Origin of the sequence: Bacillus sp. FJAT-27445 (assembly GCF_001510665.1) — a bacterium.
Lineage (GTDB): Bacteria > Bacillota > Bacilli > Bacillales > Cytobacillaceae > Bacillus_D.
This window is the reverse complement of the sequence record NZ_LMTI01000003.1, coordinates 365,678-384,079: the sequence shown is the minus strand read 5'-3', so window position 1 is coordinate 384,079 and position 18,402 is coordinate 365,678. Positions and strand designations below refer to the sequence as shown.

Sequence of the window (18,402 nt, the reverse complement as noted above, 5' to 3'; positions counted from 1 at the left end):
TTGAAAAAACTTTATCCGTTCCTTTGCCTCCTGCTTTTAGTAACCGCCTTTCCGCAGACAGGAGAAGCTGCCGAGCCTGTTCAGTACCAAAATAAAGTCGATGTCTCGATTTTCCTTGCGTCGAGCTTTCCTATGGCTCTGAATGGTACGTACCAGGTTGTTAACAAAGATACTGGAAAAGCCCAGGTTATCCCCCCGGGAACGACCATTTCGGTAAAAAAGGATACGGCGGGCGTAACCGTTGCGTACACCGGATTCAGCGGGACTTCCGCCAAGGGATTCGATCTCCAGGAGGTTTCTTCAACCAAAAAAATTGCTTTTTTCACCTATGAAACCGACATGAGGCGCGGTGCTTCGACCAGCTATGATGTCATCCATACCTTCCAGGCAAACGACACGGCCGATTTCCTTGAGGAGATTACAAACTCCCAGGGACAGGTATGGTACAGGGTATCCGCGGCCGGAAAGACAGGCTGGGTGCCGTTTACGTATATAAATCTCATTGACGCTCCCTCCGAGTCGCTTACAAGAATCAATAACACAACGACGTACCGAGGCAGCTTTTTCCTTAAGCCAAACGGCTCAAAGGTTGAAGTTTTGAACACACTCGGGATGGAGGATTATCTTAAAGGCGTTGTCCCGAGCGAAATGCCCGCTTCCTGGCACAAGGAAGCCCTAAAGGCGCAGGCAATCGTCGCGCGGACGTATGCAACAAGGATAAGGGCTTTGACCAATACTGCTGCTAGCCAGGTATACCGCGGCTATACAGCTGAGGATCCAAGGTCGAACGCGGCCATCAAGGAAACCGAAGGCCTTTTAGTAAAATACGATGGAAAAGTGGCCGAAACGTACTTCTTTTCCACAAGTGGCGGGAAAACAGCAAACGTAGGCGATGTCTGGAGATCAAACCAATCCTATTATCCGTATCTTGTTTCCGTTGATGACCCATATGAAACATCAAAGTATAATTCGTGGACGGAAACCTTTCCCGCTTCCACGATCTTAAAATCGTTCGGCTATCCGATAACAGCCACTCTATACGATATTAGCCTTTCCAAAACCGGGGCTAATGGGGAAGTCAAGGCAGTTACAATTGAAACATCCGCTGGAACAATGACCAAAACCGGTAATGAGCAGCAAATCAGGCAGCTATTCCCGCTTAACAACCCGGGTGCCTATAATATTCTGTACTCAAACTGGTTTGACATTACTGTAAAGAGGGAAACCGCGGCTATGTCCGTCCAAACATCAACCGGGACGACAGCTATCGAGACCTTGAAAGGCTACACTGTACAGACTCCACAAGGAACCGTAACACTTGATGGGTCAGGGGTCACAATCCAAACCTCCGGAGGCGTCGTTTCCAGCGAAGGATCCGGCATTTCCGAAATCACCGTGACCGGAAAAGGCTGGGGCCACCGTATCGGCATGAGCCAATACGGAGCCAAGGGATTTGCTGAAAGAGGCTACACCGCAGAGCAAATCGTTACTCACTACTTCAAAGGAACGACTGTTTCGAAATAATCCCTTAAGCTTATAAAAATCCGCACCAGTTTAATTGGTGCGGATTTTCTTTTTGTGAGTAGTTTTTTTGTAAAAGAGTTGGGATTTTAGCGGTTAGTTGCATTGAGTTCTATATATTTTTTTTGAAATAATCCCGTTACCTTGTTGGGTCCAGGTCATAAAGCTGGTCCGCGTTCATAAATTTGGATTGGTTCGAAAAATCAGGAGTCCGGGGTTCTTCACCATAAAAAGTGGTTTTAACTAATATTGTTGATTTGCGCTACAGGCACACGCTTTCCGCGGGACGTCAAAGCAACTTCCTGGAATTCACTCCATGAATAAGCTTCTCGAAAAATATCAAGGGCTTTGCGACGAGCTGAAGATTGCTTCTTCGAATAATCTTTGGCGCAGGAGCAGTTAAGAGCCTCCTCGGCGCTAGCGCCTGTTTGTCCAGCTACAGCGCCTAGCCCCTCGAGGTCGCTTCGATCCTTCAGGTAAAGTCAAAGAGCGACTTTTCCTTCAGGCCCTCCAGCGCTTGTCGGGGCTGACCAAGGCACTTTCGCTTTTCGTGGGTCTCCACCTTGCCGCTGCATCCCGCCGGAGTCGGTGCCCTCCGCTCCAATCAACATATAAGTTAGGCATTTTAATCAAAAACCAGCACCACTTATGGTGAAGAACCGAGCCCGGTACATAATTCGCGTATTTGATTCATAAAATTGTAATTCCTGTTCGTAAAATTACCATTCCGGTTCATAAAAGCTAGGAACCGATAGCAAGTTGCTAGGATAAAATTTAGACAATGCATCGGGAATCTTGCAGACAAATCTCGTTACTCTCAAAGCTGCTACCCGCGAAACAAAAAAAGTGCGAGGCACCCAGCCCCGCACTCCGACGATTTATTTCTTCACCGCACCTTCAATATTATCCAGAAGGTCTCCGACGATACTACTCCACGAATATTGTTCAACAGCTAGCTTCCTGCCGTTTTCACTCATCACCGCATAATCGTCTTCGCTGAGCTTCATCAGTTCGCTTACCGCAGCAGCAATCCCCTCCGGGTTTTCCGGCGGAGCAATTTTCCCGCAATTGTATTCTTCAAGGATGGCGGCACTTTCGCCGTCACCACAATACAGAACAGGAACCCCGGATGAAATCGCCGGGAATATTTTCGATGGGCGCGCACCCTTGAACAATTCGATATTGCGAAGGGAAACGATGCTGTAATCCGCAGCGGAAAACAAACGCGGCATTTCCGAGACCGGTACGGACCCATAGAAGGTTACGTTATGAAGGCCAAGGTCATCCTTCATTTTATGAAGCTTCTCACGTTCCTGGCCGTCCCCGACAAACAGGAAATGCGCATCTGGCTCGGCGTCCTTAAGCAGGGCGGCCGCCTCAAGAACTGAGTCGAGTCCTTGGGCATATCCGAACGTTCCCGCGTACATGAACACCTTTTTTCCTTCAGCGCCGATTTCCTCAAGCAGGTCCGTGTCTTTAGGCATCGGCTTGAATGTTTCGGTATTCACGCCGTTCGGAAGCAGGAAAACGTCTTCCGGCTTCTTCCCTTTATCAATAATATACTGGCGGATACCTTCCGTCGCGGTTGCGATTTTCCATGACTTCCGGTAAAGGAACATTTCTAGCCACTCCGCCATCCGGATGAAGTTCTTATTTTTCAAAATACCCAGCTCGACAGCCGATTCTGGCCATATATCGGCCACATTGAAAACAAACTTCGCCCCCTTGATTTTCGCGCCAAGATACCCGGTTATTCCAAGGAATAATGGCGGGGAGTTACAGATTATGACATCCGTCGGCTTCGCTTTAAAAATCGAATAAAACGCGCTGAACGTAAATGAAAAATACGATGCAAGCCGTTTCCAAAAGCTGCCCTTTGGCGATGGATAAATCCATGAACGATGGACCGGAATACCATCCCAATATTCAAATTTATAAAACATTCCCTTGTACTCATCCGGGATGACTCCCTTTGGATGGTGCGGGAACGCGGTCAGGACTTCCGCCTGGTGGCCGCGCCGGATCAATTCCCTGCTCACTTCATAAACACGGATTTGCGGAGCGCCTGTTTCTGGTGGAAAGTGCTGGCATAGATAAATTACTTTCATTTTAAAAACTCCATTACGTTGGGATAAAACAGCTGCCCTTTTAAAGGGCGGTAGTAATGATATTCAAACAAGCCTGTCCGCTTAGTCCATTTTCAATGTCTTTCTGTATAGCTTAACCATATCTGCCGCATTTTGCGCCCAATCATAGTTTTCACTTACATGCTTGATACCATTAACGGACATTTCCTGCCTAACCTCCGGCTCATTAATTAGCTTCAGGAAGGCTTCGGACAGCTCTTGCGGATTTTCTTTTGGCACGACATAACCTGTTTTGCCCTCGAGGACAACTTCCGGCAGGCCGCCCACGTTCGAGACAACTGGCGGAACGCCGCATGCCATTGCCTCAACAGCGGCAACTCCGAAGCTTTCGCTGTCCTCGGTCGATGGAACCGCGAAAATATCCATCCGGTTGATGTAGGCGGGTACTTCGGTATTCGGAACGCGTCCTGTGAATTCGGTAGCATCACCAATCCCAAGGTCGTTGGCAAGCTGTTCATATTCAGCCCGCTGAGGCCCGTCACCGACGATTAGCAGCCTTGCCGAAGGGTATGTGGCATGGACAAAGGCAAACGCCCTGATCAGGTCAGCAATGCCATATTTATCCGACAGTGCCTTGACGGTTCCAATCGTAATCCCCTCTTCGCCTAGCCCACCAGCCGAACGCCCCAAAGGCTTGAATTTTGTCAAATCAACACCAAAAGGCGTTACGTAAACATGCTTATTTGTATATTTATTGGTCTCCACTGCCATCACATGGCTTGTTGAGCAGATTGTATCCGCCTTCCCAAGCGTGTATTCAACGATTTTCCTGTTGACCGAACCCTGCTGCGGGAATTGAAAAATATCACGGCCCCAGACAGAAACATAGTAAGGGCTATAGCCCGCTAGCGCGCCAATGAAGCCGTAGCTCGACACATAATGGGCGTGCAGGATGTCAGGCTTGAATTCCTTTAAAATCTTCCTAAGGCTAAAAACGCCCGAAAAGTAGGAAAGCTTTCCCGGAAGCAGCTTTGGAAGCTGGATGGTATCCACTTCCTTTGCATTTTCCTCGGAATAATGGTCGGCAAACGTTACAACCTTTACATCTATACCATTATTTTTGTAAAAAAGCGCCCATTTATGGGTATGGATCGATCTTCCCGGTGCGAGGAGAAGAATTTTCACAGGACAGCACCTCCAGTCAGGCTTTCATGCACCTTCTCAACCCTGGCCTTCCAGGAGTGGTTCCGGATAAATGTATCCTTAATATTTTCCCGGTAAATTCCGGTTTCATTACTCATCTTCCTTATTTCCTTAGCCATCGAAGCTGGATTGTCTTCACAAATGAGCCCGTAACCGCCGCCTTCGATAATTTCCTTTTGGGCGCTGCAGTTCGTCGCCAGCACTGGCAGGCCGTTGGACAGGTACTCTACAAGCTTAACAGGCACGGAAAAGTCATTATAGGTGCTTTTGTAGCGCGGAATGAACGCGAAGTCCATATCAAGATACAATTCGTTCAGGTCTTCTCCGCTCACATGGCGGACAGCCACACTCTGGCTTGCAAGACGTTCCTTTTTGTCCGCTGTCAGCTTTTCAAACTCGTCCTCCCTGCACACTACGGTCAAATCACAGACCCGTTTATCACTGTTTACGATTTCGAGCGCATCAAGCAACAAAAAGAGCCCGTAGTCCTCGTTGTTAATGCCGCCTACATAAATCGCTTTGGACGCGGCCTCCGGAACGTTGCTCCTCTCCGTTGTTGGTATACGGTCCGTACCGCCGGGCGGCAAGGAAATTTTCGGAAGGTTAATGCCGACAAAATTGCCCATTGCATCACTTGGCAGGAAAACAGCCTTGCAATACTTTTCGTAAAAACGCTCCTCCATCCGGTACACAAACTGCATGAGTGCCTTTTTGGCCCCCTTCAATGGATAGAGCTCATCAAACTTCCAGTAAACATCACGGTAAAAGACCCCGACCGGAACATTTTTATTCCGCAAAAAAGACATTACAGCCGAGTCAACAAATGGCTTCTTCGGAATATGGCCAGGATCGGTCAGCCAGAATGGAATCGTCTGGTTTTCCATATAGCAAAACAGAAGTTTGTCCAGCCGCCCTTCCGATTTCCATTTTTCAAACAGAGAGGCCCGTTCCTTCGACTGGCCGGATAACAGCAGGATTTCCACACCATGCTCCTGCCCCCATTCAAGAAAGGCTTCGTGCATTTTCCTTGGGCGGAGCTTTGAGCCGCTGTTTGCATTTTTGGCGAGCTGGAAGGGATAGTACAGTAATACAGTTTTCATTTTGTCCTCCTATCGCCCTACTCTCGATTTCCTATGCTGGAGGAAGGCAAAGAAATCGATTCGCAAGCGAATAAATAACATGATTCCGACAAATACGGACGTAACCATGACCCAGATTGGGTTAAAAAGAAAATCGGCAAACCCGCCTACGAGTGTCCGCGGAATGTTGACAGTAAAGTAAATAAACAAGCTAAGGAATACTGGGTTTTTTGGGAGCCTTAAAAATGAAATATAGAGCGCCTGAACAAGCGCGGCAATATAAATAGTTCCCCCTACAACCCCGAGCATGCCAAAATTGGCATATGCTTCGGCTATGAAGAGCGTATTCAGTACGCCAGCGGTCCCCTGTGCAACTTTTTCCGGGAAGACCCTTTCCATAACCAGCCGTGCCGACCGCACCTGTTCAATATCGAACAGCCCGATAAGCGATGAAGGAAGGCTTCTTCCCTCCAAAAAAGGCAGCGCTTCATTGAACGTATCCAGGTGCAGGAAGGTCGGCGCAATCTGCGCGAATATCATCCTCCCTATCGGACCGGAATTATAGGACAAATACGCATCAATATTCGTTACGCCCTGAATTAGGATATACATGGCGATCAGAAGCATCGCGCCAAGAGATCCCCACGCGGCAAGCCTGCCCCACGTAAATCGGAGCTTCCCCATGTAAAGCCGCAGGAGCATGAACATAATGATATAAAAGAAAATTGGTGATTTCGCTAGGTCATAGACGCTAATCAGGATGGCTCCGCAAAATAATACAGCGAAAAGCACCTGCCATTTCGGGTCCTTTGTCCTCGCGGCATATACATAGGCCACCAGGGACAGCATTGGAGTAAGCGCTATGGCAAAAATATTCCTGATTAGGACGATGCCTCCAAAATTCCGCTGCGCATTGATTCGCAGTTCACCTGGTGACATCCCCGACCGGTTTAGGACAAGGTCGAGAATCGGGATATGCGTTGTTTTCAGCATCGTGTAGGCTACAGCCGCAAGCGAAATGAACGAAAGCCCGAGGAATATCAGAAAAAAATCTTTTCTGCCGGAAAAAGGAAGTTCAACTTCCTTTTCCAGATAGGCGTTGTATTCCTTTTGTGCATTGAACCCAACTATCCTCGCCATTACAAACATAACTAGCGGAAAAACGAGCATCACGAATGATATGGCAAAAAAGCCGACATAACGGTTGTAGTCAAATACCATCCTGTTGATCATATAGTAATCGTCAACACCCATAGCAATTAATAGAGCGCCGATATAACTTGATATGAAAAAGGAATAGTAAAAAATGATTGAATTCATATTAGGCTTTAAAAGACTCAGGCTCCCGCTTGCCCTCTTAAAGAAATAGATGGAGCCCGAAAGAACAACAAGCCAAATTAGGAGAAAGAGCATAGCCTGTCCACCTTACGATTGGGTTTCAATGATTTCAACAATTTTCTCGGAAGCCATCCCATCGCCGAACACGTCCTTATAGGATGGAGTGACATTCTTTTGAACAGCTTCAAGGATTCTAGCAACCGAGGTGCCCACAATAATATTTGCATCTTCCTCAAGCGTTTCAACCCACTCCGTCTGTTCGCGCACTGTGACGCAAGGAACCTTCATAAAATAAGCTTCCTTTTGGACACCGCCTGAATCGGTGATGATTTTATTTGCATTTGATACCAATGTCAGCATGTCAAGGTAGCCAACCGGCTCAATCAGTTTTAGGTTCGGAATGGAGTTGATATCGATTCCGTAGGAGGCCAGTTTGTTTTTCGTCCTTGGGTGGAGCGGCCAAACCTTGACAGTATCAATATTCGAAAAAGCCTCAAGGATGTTTTGCATATTTTGTACATCGTCCGTATTTTCGGCACGATGGATCGTAATTAAATGGTATCCCTTTTTCTCAAGGCCATTTTCCTCAAGGATGCGGGACTTTTCTTCGGCAATCGCCCGGTTATATAAAACCGCATCGTACATGACATCGCCAATATTAAAGACGTTGCGAGTGATATTTTCACTTTTCAGGTTTTCAACAGCTGTATCCGTCGGGCAGAATAGGAACTCCGACACATGGTCTGTCATAATCCGGTTGATTTCTTCCGGCATTTTCTTATTGAAGCTGCGGAGGCCTGCTTCAATGTGGATGACAGGTATATGCAACTTTGCGGCAACGAGCGCGCCTGCAAGCGTCGAGTTGGTGTCACCGTAGACGAGCAGATAGTCCGGCTTTTCATCCAGGACAATCTCTTCAAGCTTCTGGAGCATTTCACCTGTCTGCTTCCCATGATTGCCGGAGCCGACTGCCAGATGATAGTCAGGCTTCGGAATATTCAATTCTTCAAAAAAGATATCAGACATATTCGGGTCATAATGCTGCCCGGTATGGACGATGATTTCGGTATGGTTTTCACGCAGGACGCGTGATACAGGCGCCGCTTTTATGAATTGCGGGCGAGCGCCGAGTACGGTAATAATTTTCACGGATATGCCTCCTTTTGCTAAATGAGATATAAAATCATCTATTGGCCCATCATTGGGCTGCTTCCTGAGTTGCTTTTCTCCTCAAATCCTTGTCGACGCGACTAATGGCTATAGCCACCGCGACTCCCAGCCATGCCAGCGCCTGGTAGGCCCAGCCGAGACCGTTTTCCTGTACATAGACAATCCCAACGACGGCTGCAAGCATGACGGTGAACAGGAAGGCCATTTTGCCAAATGACACCGGCACGTAATACTCCTTTTGGCTTTTCCGGAAAATAAAGATGACCGCAAGCATATAGGAGATAACGTAGGATGCCACAGCTCCCCAAATCGAAAATGTTGGGATCAAGGCAATGTTAAGCACAGTGTTCACCACTGCTACGATGCCGAATGCGAGGGAAATAAAGGATGTTTTTTTAGTAAAAAACAGCCCTGATGAGATAATCAGATAATAAAAATTCAAGAATACGGCAGCCGAAACGAGGGCGACATATTTATACGCCTCATAATACTCCTCACCAAGAATACGGATAACCCATGGCATCGTAGTTGCAATCGCCATAATGCCAAAGATGCCAAGTAGCAAGAGGGCCATATAGATTTTCGAGAACAGGAGCGGGCTGGCGGGTTTGTCCTTTATATTCATGGAATAAGGGCGCCATGCCATTTGGACTCCGCTTGTGAGCAGGGTAATTATCATGGCTAGCCTTGTCGCCGCGCCATAAATCCCGACCTCCGCCATTGACTGGAATGCCTGGAGGACAAAAACACTCAGGTTGGCAATCACCCAGAACGCCAGGGATGCAGGTACAAGCGGAGCTGCATATTTGAGCATTTCCTTCATCATATACATGTCGATTTTCGGCTTTAAGTATTTCCAGCTAGTAGATAGCATAACCAGGAAGATAAGCCCGAATCCTGCAAAACGGCCCCAGAGGATACCTTCTGCCGACTGCATGAGATATTTTAGAAAAATGTAGGAAAAAACCGCCATCAACAGCATCTTCGCGACCGTATAAATTACAACCTTCTTTGTTTTAAAATCAAAGCGCATAACCATCAGGACCACAATTGTGACGGTATCAACGAGCAATGTCGCAATTGAAATATACAGCAGGTCGACATGCGCTGGATCCCCTTTAAACAGCATTGCGGAAATCTGCGGGCCGGCCGTCATGACGGCGAGGGCCAGAAGACCAACAATCGCAAGACGGAAATACATAACATTCCTTACGTGCTGGAGCCTTTTCTCTTTGTCTTTCGTCTCGAAGTAATAATACGACAACGCCGAGTCGGTTCCGAAAATGATCAGGAATGTCAGCATCGCGGTCCATTTATCGACAATTTCCAGGTATCCATATTTCGTTGTGGACAGGAAATTCGTGTAAATTGGGAGCATAATAAATGCAATTAGCTTTGTTCCTACATTCATAAATGCGTAAAGGAGCGAATCCGCTCCTAAACGCTTAAATTGGGCCAGCACCCTATAATAGCTCCCGTTCGTCCACGGAGCGGACAAACTTGGCCGGTACGCCCTTAATAAGGGCTTTAGGCTCGGTGTCCTTCGTTACAAGGGCTCCAGCAGCCACAAATGTTTCCTCTTCGATTGTAATGCCAGGCAGAATGATCGAAGCACCTCCGACCCTTGCGCCTTTTTTAATATGGGCACCTTTGATTTTATCGAAACGCTCTTCGGTTCTTCCCATGAAATTATCATTGGTCGTTGTAACGCATGGAGCAATGAAGACATGCTCTTCAAGGGTTGTATAGGCAGTAATATACGAGTTTGACTGAATCTTTGTCCGGGTGCCGATTTTGACATAGTTTTCAACGGTAACCCCGCGCCCAACAATGACAGCTTCGCCAATTTCGACATTCTCCCTTACACTTGCAAGGTCTGCAATCAGCGTCCCTGAGCCAATTTTCGCTCCCCTGTACACAACGCAATTGGCACCAATCGTGACATCATCCGCCAGTTCAAGGGGCGGCAACGTGCCGGTAAGCTTGACTGTGCTCGTTTTTCCAGGCTTCGGCGCCTTCCCCAATACTGCGCCATCGGCAACGGTTGTATTTTCCCCGATAATGGTTCCTTCGTGGATTGTCACGCGGTTCCCAATGACAGCCCCGGATCCAATTTTGACATCTTTTTCAATAACAGTGAAATAGCCGACTGAAACATCAGTGCCTAATACGGCAGAAGGATCGATATGATTCATGAACGAATTCTCCCTTGTAATTGTTATGTAGCCAGGGGCCAGCGGTTTTTCCGGCCCCCTGCGGCATTTTCTATTAAAGCTTAACGTACCTGTTCGGCTTTTCTATATCCTTTAACGCATTGCGTGTGTCAAAGATGACTTTGCTTTCTTTAGCAATCATTTCGTAATCGAAGTCGGAGTGATCAGTGGCGATTAGGACCAAATCGGATTCCTGAAGCATTTCCTTCGTAAGCTCGACAGTCTCCATCTTCATATTGCAGGAACGGAAGCTGGCTACATATGGATCGACAACCTTGAAGTCCGCACCATGATGATCTAAAAGCTCAATAATCTTCAATACAGGTGATTCGCGGACATCGTCAATATCCTTTTTGTATGCCACGCCAAGGATGGTGACTTTGGCGTTGCGGAGAGCCTTGCCTTCATCATTCAGAATTTGCATCGCGCGATTAATGACATACTCTGGCATGGCGTTATTAATTTCCCCTGCAAGCTCGATTAAACGTGTATGGTAGTTGTACTCACGGGCCTTCCAAGTCAGGTAAAACGGGTCGATTGGAATACAGTGGCCGCCAAGCCCTGGACCTGGATAGAATGCCATGAAGCCATATGGTTTTGTTTTCGCGGCATCAATTACTTCCCAGACATCGATGCCCATTTTTTCGCAAAGAATTGCCATTTCATTGGCCAGCGCAATATTGATATGGCGGAATGTGTTTTCAAAAATTTTCTCCATTTCGGCGATTGCAGGTGATGAAACCTCGTGGACATCGCCTTCAAGGACGTTACGGTAAAGGGCCGCGGCTACTTTTGTACAGTTAGGTGTAATCCCGCCGACAACCTTTGGTGTATTTTTTGTTTTGAATTGCTTGTTGCCTGGGTCAACACGTTCAGGAGAATAAGCAATAAAGACAGTTTCTCCTGTAACAAGGCCTTTTGCTTCAAGCGCAGGCTTTACAATTTCCTCTGTTGTGCCAGGATAGGTTGTTGATTCAAGTACGACGAGCATGCCTTCGTGGGCATACCTGGCGATCTCATTGGAAGAGCTCTTAACATAGGAAGTGTCCGGCTGCTGGTAAATGTCAAGCGGGGTAGGGACGCAGATAGCCACGGCATCGACTTCCTGAATGCGGGCGTAATCTGTTGTTGCTTGCAACTGGCCGCTGTCGATCATTTCTTTTAACTCTGCGTCAACAACGTCCCCAATATAGTTGATTCCCATATTAACTTGTTCGACGCGCCCAGCCTGGACATCGAATCCAATTACCTTATAGCCTGCTTTCGCCTTTTCAACGGCTAGCGGAAGACCTACATAACCAAGCCCTACAACGCCAATGACCGCTTCTTTATTATCAATCTTTTTGATTAGTGTTTCGTAAGAACCCATAGTTTCTTCTCCTTTACTTTTCGATTGCCGGCTGGCTCTTTTCATTTGAAAATAAACCATGCTTTGATTGGAATACCCGCAATCGCCTTATTCATGCCTAGGCACAATTTTTGTTAGTTTATCATTTAATCATCGCAAAATTCAAACCATCACTATTTTGTTTCCACATATTACATATATGGCATCCTTCAACCACTTACTTAATCCAGGAAAGAGCCTCTTTCCTTATAATACCTTCTGGCATCCGAGAGGTACTTCATGAGGATTAACAGCGCGGCTGTCAAGATTAAGCCAAGGATAATCCCAATTGCCAGACTTTCCGGTATATAGGATTTTGCCTGGTGGACCTCAGAAGGCAAAATTTGCGGATAGGAGAAGAGTTTGATATCGCCTCTCATCTTTTTGGTGCGTTCAGCCGCCCTTGTCAGTTCTTCTTCGGATTTCCCGATCAACTCCAGGTAATCTTCCTCCCGAGTTAGATCCATTTTAGGATCATTCGCGAGTCTTTTTTTATAGAAGGCTAAATTAGAAGTTAGGACATCCACCCTCTTTTCAAGGGGAATAAGTTCCTCGGTTGTGAGATCAATCCGAAGTTGGGCATTTTTCTCAAGATCACCCAAATACTGCTTCGTCACCTGGTCGAGTACTTGCTCCGTCTCGCTTTTTGACTTTGCTTTGACCGTAAATTTCACCTTGCTCTTTTCAGATACAAAAATATCAAGGCCCTTTACATCCTGATAGTTGGCCTTAATGACATCAGGGTCGGTAAGTTCCCTTTCATTAACAGAGCCTGTAAAAACCTTCGCTTCCCCTATATATCCGCGATTATCCGCTTTTACTACATAAACCGCAGCCGCCAGTAGAACTGCTAAAGCTAGCGGGATAATGACAAAAAGCCATTTCCTTTTCCAAAAATACGATAAATACTCATATAAAATATATCTTTTTTCTTCCGCCAATTCGGCACCATCCTTTACAACGTTCTTGGAATGCTGCCACTGCGGTTTGGCGCAAAGGCAAGCAAAGAAAACGCCCCCGTTTTTGGCGACGTTTTCCAGTCATTATTTATTGTAAAATTCCGCAATTTTCGAGACGACATACTCCTGCTGTTCCTGTTTTAATTCAGGGAACATTGGAAGCGACAACGCTTCGTTTGCAGCCTTTTCAGAGAGCGGTAAATCCCCTTCCTTATAGCCCAGGTTTTTAAAGACAGGCTGTACATGAAGCGGAAGCGGATAGTAAATCATAGTTGCCACACCTTGATCTTTCAAGTATGCCTGAAGCTCATCGCGTCTTTCGGCACGGATGGTGTACTGATGGAAAACATGGTAGTTTCCTTCCACTTCAACCGGAACCTGTACGTGGTTGCCTACCTTCTCTTGCAAAAGCCTTGTATACTCTGCGGCTTTTTCACGGCGCAATTCGCCCCATTTAGGAAGGTGGGGGAATTTAACGTTCAGGACTGCGGCCTGCATTTCATCAAGCCGGCTGTTATAGCCCAGGACATGATGATAATATTTCGGCTTGCTTCCATGGACGCGGATGACACGCATTTTTTCTGCAGTATCATCATTGTTGGTCACAATCATGCCGGCATCCCCATAGGCACCGAGGTTTTTGGTAGGGAAAAAGCTGTAGGTAGCAGCGTCTCCTAGTTCACCGACGGACTGGCCGTTTTGTTTTGCCCCAATTGCCTGAGCCGCATCTTCCACAATAAAAAGATTGTGTTTCTTTGCGATTTCCGCCAATCTTTCCATATCGGCCATTTGACCGTATAAATGGACAGGGAGGATGGCTTTCGTTTTATCAGTAATGGCTTCCTCGACCTTAGCCGGGTCGATATTGAAGGTTACCGGGTCAATGTCCACATAAACCGGAGTCGCTCCGGCGCGGACAATGGCTCCTCCCGTAGCAAAGAAGGTAAACGGGGTTGTAATGACTTCATCCCCCGGACCCACTCCCAATGCCTGGAGAGCTATATGTATGGCATCGCTGCCGTTTGCGCATCCGACTGCATGGGCTACATTGCTGAATTCGGCAACATCCTGTTCAAGCTTCTTTACTTGGCTGCCCAGAATGAACTGTGATGAACTCATCACTTGATCCAGCACATCTAGAATTTCAGAGCGAAGCCCCTGATATTGTTCACTAAGATCGAGCATAGGCACTTTCATAGGTAAACCTCCAATAGTGTAAAGTCGGCATGTTTTTTAATAAAAACATGTCTTAGTTTAACATATTTTCCTCATTAAAAACCGCCATACTATGACAAAAAAAGCATAACTTTTCAAGCGGGGCCAATAACTTGGAAAAAACAATCCGAAACACACTTATTTTTGCATAAAACAAGACAAAAGGGAAATAATTTCTTACTAGAAGTAGGCAGCAATGGATGTTTGGCGAAAATTGCCGCAATGGGTACGCACTGCCATCCTCAAAAAGAGAGAGGCGTCCCTGTTCCCAATAAAAAAGGCCCGGCTGCTGCCGGGCCCGGACAGGCTTGCAAGTTGCTGTAAGCCTTTATAATTATTTTAAATCGTCTAAATTCGGATAAGGCAAGAGACCCAATCCCTGCTTCACTTCTTTATGAGCATAAAAATTGGAAGCAAAGGCAATCATATGAAAAGGCGCTAGTATCGCCTTCCACCAACCGGCCTTTTTTGGGTCAGCTTTTTAAAGAGGCCTAGAATGGGCTTGTACTTAACGTGGACAATCCCGATTACTTCGGCAAACACTTCCGTAATCACAAGAAGGCCGAAAATGATGAAGATTGAGCCCCAGAGCGTTGATTCGGACAGCAGAACCGCGGCCGCGCTGAACAAAATGCCAAACGCATAAATGGCAAGGACCGTATTGCGATGCGACAGTCCCAATTCGAGCAGCCGATGGTGCAAATGTGACTTATCCGGTGCGGAAATCGGCTTTTTATTGACGATTCGGCGGATAATCGCAAACGTGGTATCAAAAACCGGAACCCCTAGTATAATGATCGGGACAAGGAAGCTGAACAACGTCACGCTTTTGTATAGGCCAAGCAGCGACAATATCGATATTGAATATCCGAGGAATAGTGCACCTGTATCCCCCATGAATATTTTTGCCGGATGAAAATTATAAAACAGGAATCCGATAATACTTCCCAGCAGGATGAGCGAAAGGGTGAAAATTAGCACCTTGCCAGCCAAAGCGGCCATTATTGCAATTGTGGCAATCCCGATTGCAGATACACCTGCCGACAGGCCGTCAAGCCCATCGATAAGGTTGATGGCATTCGTAATCGCGACAATCCAGAATATGGTCAGTGGATAACTCCACAGCCCCAATTCAAAGCTGCCAACGTACGGAATGGTTACAAAGTCGATTTTTAGTCCGCTCGCAAGGATTAGCGAAGCGACGATCAGCTGGCCCGCCAATTTTGTTTTTGCTGATAGCTCGAATTTATCATCGAGGATTCCGATTAAGATAATCAGAATCGCACCGACACTGATTGTATTTACTTTTTGCTCATAAAGTCCGCCCGCGATATAGCCGGCGATTACTCCAAGGAATATAGCAAGCCCGCCAAGGCGGGGCATGATTTTTTGATGGACTTTTCTTTCATTTGGCTTGTCAATTGCACCAAACCAAACGGCGAATTTAATGACAAGCGGCGTTAGTACCAGGACAGTTATTAATGCAGCAAAAAAAGCCAGGATTGCTTGTGTATACATTCATCATCACCTTTTGAGAGGGTTTGTTTTAGTTTCCCCAATCATACCTATCGTAACATATCTAAGTGGTTAAGCAATGTTTTTTTAATTGGGATGTATCATGAGGGTCCCTTCCGAACAAACTAGTTAGGAAAATAGTCAGCCCGCTCCCCTATTCAATACCCGACCTCCCCGTTCCAAAACTGTGCCTTTCTCCTTAATAGGACGATTGCTTATGGCAGGAAGTTTCAACCTGCCTATGGAAGATTATCCCTTCAGCCGTTTTCGACCATTTCCTTCCTATGTATGGTATAATTCGTCTAGACCATTCTATACCTACACAGGAGAGAAAATTATGCTAGCGAAGGTGAAAATGCTGTTCAGTGACAGCACCCGAGAAATTAAGCGTTTATCGAAAATAGTTGACCAAATCAATTCACTCGAAAAACGCTTCGAAAGCCTCAGTGATGAGGAATTAAAAAACAAAACTAATTTTTTTATGGAAGAATTGGAAAAAGGCAAAACCCTTGATGATATAAAGGTAGAAGCTTTTGCCGTAGTCCGGGAAGCAGCAAAGCGCGTCCTTGAGCTCCGGCATTTTGACGTTCAGCTTATCGGCGGGCTCGTCCTTCTCGACGGCAGCATTGCCGAAATGCAGACTGGAGAAGGAAAAACCCTGGTGGCAACGCTGCCAAGCTATCTCCACGCCCTTGAGAACAAAGGTGTCCATATCATTACAGCTAATGAATATTTGGCAAGGCGCGATTTTGACCAAATGGGCCATGTTCATGAATTCTTAGGATTGAAGGTTGGCTTAAATATTTCCGAGTTGTCACCCCTTGCCAAACGAGATGCCTATGCCTCCCATATTACATATGGAACAGGTACCGAGTTTGGGTTTGATTATCTTCGCGACAATATGGTGTTCAATATAAACGACAAGGTTCAAAGGCCGCACCATTATGCGATTGTTGACGAAATTGACAGCATATTAATTGATGAGGCGCGGACTCCGCTTATCATTGCCAACAAATCCAGCCATGGGGCTGATTTGTTTTACATCTCGGCAGAATTGATGAATAGTTTTGAATCGGATAAGGATTACGAGCTTTTTTCGGAAACAAAGCAGATTTATTTAAAGGATAGCGGAGCGGATAAGGTCGAGAAAGCATTTGGCATCGCAAACCTTTATGATGCCGAGCACCAGGACCTTCTCCACAATGTCGTCCAGTCGTTAAAGGCGGCATTCATCATGAAAAGGGACGTCGATTATATTGTTAAAGATGGGAAAATCGCCCTGATTGACAAATTTACCGGCAGAATTATGGAAGGCAGGACCTTCAGTGAAGGTCTGCATCAGGCACTAGAGGCAAAAGAAGGCCTGGAAATAACCGAAGAAAATGAATCCCAAGCAACTATCACCATCCAGAATTACTTCAGGATGTACGACAAGCTTTGTGGAATGACGGGAAGCGCCACTCCTTCAAAGGAGGAGTTTCTGGAAACGTATGACCTCAATGTCGTATCCGTTCCGCCAAACCGGCCGGTCCAAAGAATCGACATGGACGACCTTATATATAGGGATAAAAAGGCGAAAATCGGCCGGATTATTGAAGAGGTCCAAACAATCCATGCAACTGGAAGGCCGATCCTAATCGGGACAACCTCGATTGAACAATCAGAGACCCTTTCAAAGCATCTAAAAGAAAAACGGATTAAACATCGGATCCTAAATGCGAAAACAGAGGAAGACGAAGCGGAAATTATCAAGTCTGCGGGCCAAAAGGGCCAGATCATGATTGCGACCAATATGGCTGGCCGCGGAACGGATATTGCTCTTGGCCCTGGGGTAAAAGAGCTTGGGGGACTTCATATCATTGGGACGGAACGACATGAAAGCTTCCGGATTGATATGCAGCTGAGAGGACGTTCGGGACGCCAGGGAGATCCAGGGTCCACTATTTTCATTATTTCCCTGGAAGATGATCTTTTCATCTATTATGACGAAGAACAGATGGAACGATACCTGAAGAAGGTAAAGACAAATGAATCCGGCCTTGTTCTGTCCCCGGACCCGCATAAATTCGTGCACAAGGTCCAGCAGACAGTGGAATACACCCACCACTCTTCAAGGAAACATATCCTAAAGCTGGATAATGTCCTTGATAGCCAGAGTAAAGTCATCTACTCCATGCGTGACCGTGTCCTAAATGCGGAGCCTCGGGAAATCTTCCCAGAGGTCGCCGGATACATCAAAAACTACATTTCAGCCATCGTGGATAAATACTGTGTAGTTAATGAAGAGATATCGTCTGAATGGAATTTGAAAAGACTAATTGTAGAGCTTGGGTTTGTATTCATTCATTTCGATGTTAAGGCGGAAGACATCGAAGATTACTCCCGAGAGCAAATCTTAGCTAAGATGATGGAAGAGTATACAATCCTTGAGGAACAAATCCTTTCATTGCAGGAAGATGAGGAGCTTGGCAGGCAACTGAAACTATTCCTATTGCAAATGATCGATACAAATTGGATTCAGCATCTAGTTTTGATGACCCAATACAAGGATGGAGTCGGCCTAAGAGGATACAGCCAGGAAGACCCTTATCGCCTCTTTGAATTTGACGCTCTGCAGGAATTCAACCAACTGAAATTTGAGATAGAGTCCGGCGTCACCATCCGATTTGTGGAATATGTCAAAAGTCTAAATAAATTCCAGTAGGAAATGTAGGG

General features: G+C 46.4%; 13 protein-coding genes. 2 read left to right on the top strand and 11 right to left on the bottom strand.

The features are described from left to right. Positions 1–1,524 (top strand): SpoIID/LytB domain-containing protein, encoded by a 1,524-nt coding sequence (locus AR337_RS10265; protein ID WP_059171918.1) that lies wholly within the window; start codon positions 1–3, stop codon positions 1,522–1,524. An 875-nt stretch (positions 1,525–2,399) separates the two neighbouring features. Here AR337_RS10265 and AR337_RS10260 read toward each other — a convergent pair. The 11 genes from AR337_RS10260 to AR337_RS10210 form a co-directional block, all read right to left on the bottom strand. Then, the gene (locus AR337_RS10260) at positions 2,400–3,629 is read right to left on the bottom strand and encodes a glycosyltransferase family 4 protein (RefSeq protein WP_059171917.1); all 1,230 of its coding nucleotides are present in this window, start codon (positions 3,627–3,629) and stop codon (positions 2,400–2,402) included. 81 nt (positions 3,630–3,710) lie between these two features. Beyond that, positions 3,711–4,793, bottom strand: a complete 1,083-nt coding sequence (locus AR337_RS10255; RefSeq protein WP_059171916.1) for a glycosyltransferase — start codon at positions 4,791–4,793, stop codon at positions 3,711–3,713. Next, positions 4,790–5,911: a glycosyltransferase gene (locus tag AR337_RS10250; protein ID WP_059171915.1), complete on the bottom strand. Its 1,122-nt coding sequence runs from the start codon at positions 5,909–5,911 to the stop codon at positions 4,790–4,792. The genes AR337_RS10255 and AR337_RS10250 overlap by 4 nt, the downstream gene beginning before the upstream one ends. Positions 5,912–5,920: 9 nt before the next feature. Next, positions 5,921–7,303, bottom strand: a complete 1,383-nt coding sequence (locus AR337_RS10245) for an O-antigen polymerase (RefSeq protein ID WP_059171914.1) — start codon at positions 7,301–7,303, stop codon at positions 5,921–5,923. Between the two features lie 12 nt (positions 7,304–7,315). Then, complete coding sequence (gene wecB / locus AR337_RS10240; protein ID WP_059171913.1) at positions 7,316–8,377, bottom strand: non-hydrolyzing UDP-N-acetylglucosamine 2-epimerase; 1,062 nt, start codon at positions 8,375–8,377, stop codon at positions 7,316–7,318. 49 nt (positions 8,378–8,426) lie between these two features. After that, entirely contained in the window at positions 8,427–9,860 is a 1,434-nt protein-coding gene (locus tag AR337_RS10235; protein WP_059171912.1) for a lipopolysaccharide biosynthesis protein, read from the bottom strand. 1 nt (position 9,861) lies between these two features. Beyond that, positions 9,862–10,593, bottom strand: a complete 732-nt coding sequence (locus AR337_RS10230) for an acyltransferase (RefSeq protein WP_059171911.1) — start codon at positions 10,591–10,593, stop codon at positions 9,862–9,864. 73 nt (positions 10,594–10,666) lie between these two features. Continuing rightward, positions 10,667–11,980, bottom strand: a complete 1,314-nt coding sequence (locus tag AR337_RS10225) for a nucleotide sugar dehydrogenase (protein WP_059171910.1) — start codon at positions 11,978–11,980, stop codon at positions 10,667–10,669. 200 nt (positions 11,981–12,180) lie between these two features. Further along, positions 12,181–12,939, bottom strand: a complete 759-nt coding sequence (locus AR337_RS10220; protein WP_059171909.1) for a hypothetical protein — start codon at positions 12,937–12,939, stop codon at positions 12,181–12,183. Between the two features lie 102 nt (positions 12,940–13,041). Further along, on the bottom strand, positions 13,042–14,154 hold the full coding sequence (locus AR337_RS10215; RefSeq protein WP_059171908.1) for a DegT/DnrJ/EryC1/StrS aminotransferase family protein: 1,113 nt from the start codon (positions 14,152–14,154) through the stop codon (positions 13,042–13,044). A gap of 456 nt (positions 14,155–14,610) precedes the next feature. Further along, positions 14,611–15,690, bottom strand: coding sequence for a glycosyltransferase family 4 protein (locus AR337_RS10210; RefSeq protein WP_059171907.1), 1,080 nt, complete (start codon positions 15,688–15,690; stop codon positions 14,611–14,613). 334 nt (positions 15,691–16,024) lie between these two features. On the opposite strand from AR337_RS10210, the gene secA2 reads away from it, so the two are divergent. Then, entirely contained in the window at positions 16,025–18,391 is a 2,367-nt protein-coding gene (gene secA2, locus AR337_RS10205; protein ID WP_059171906.1) for an accessory Sec system translocase SecA2, read from the top strand. Positions 18,392–18,402: the final 11 nt, after the last annotated feature.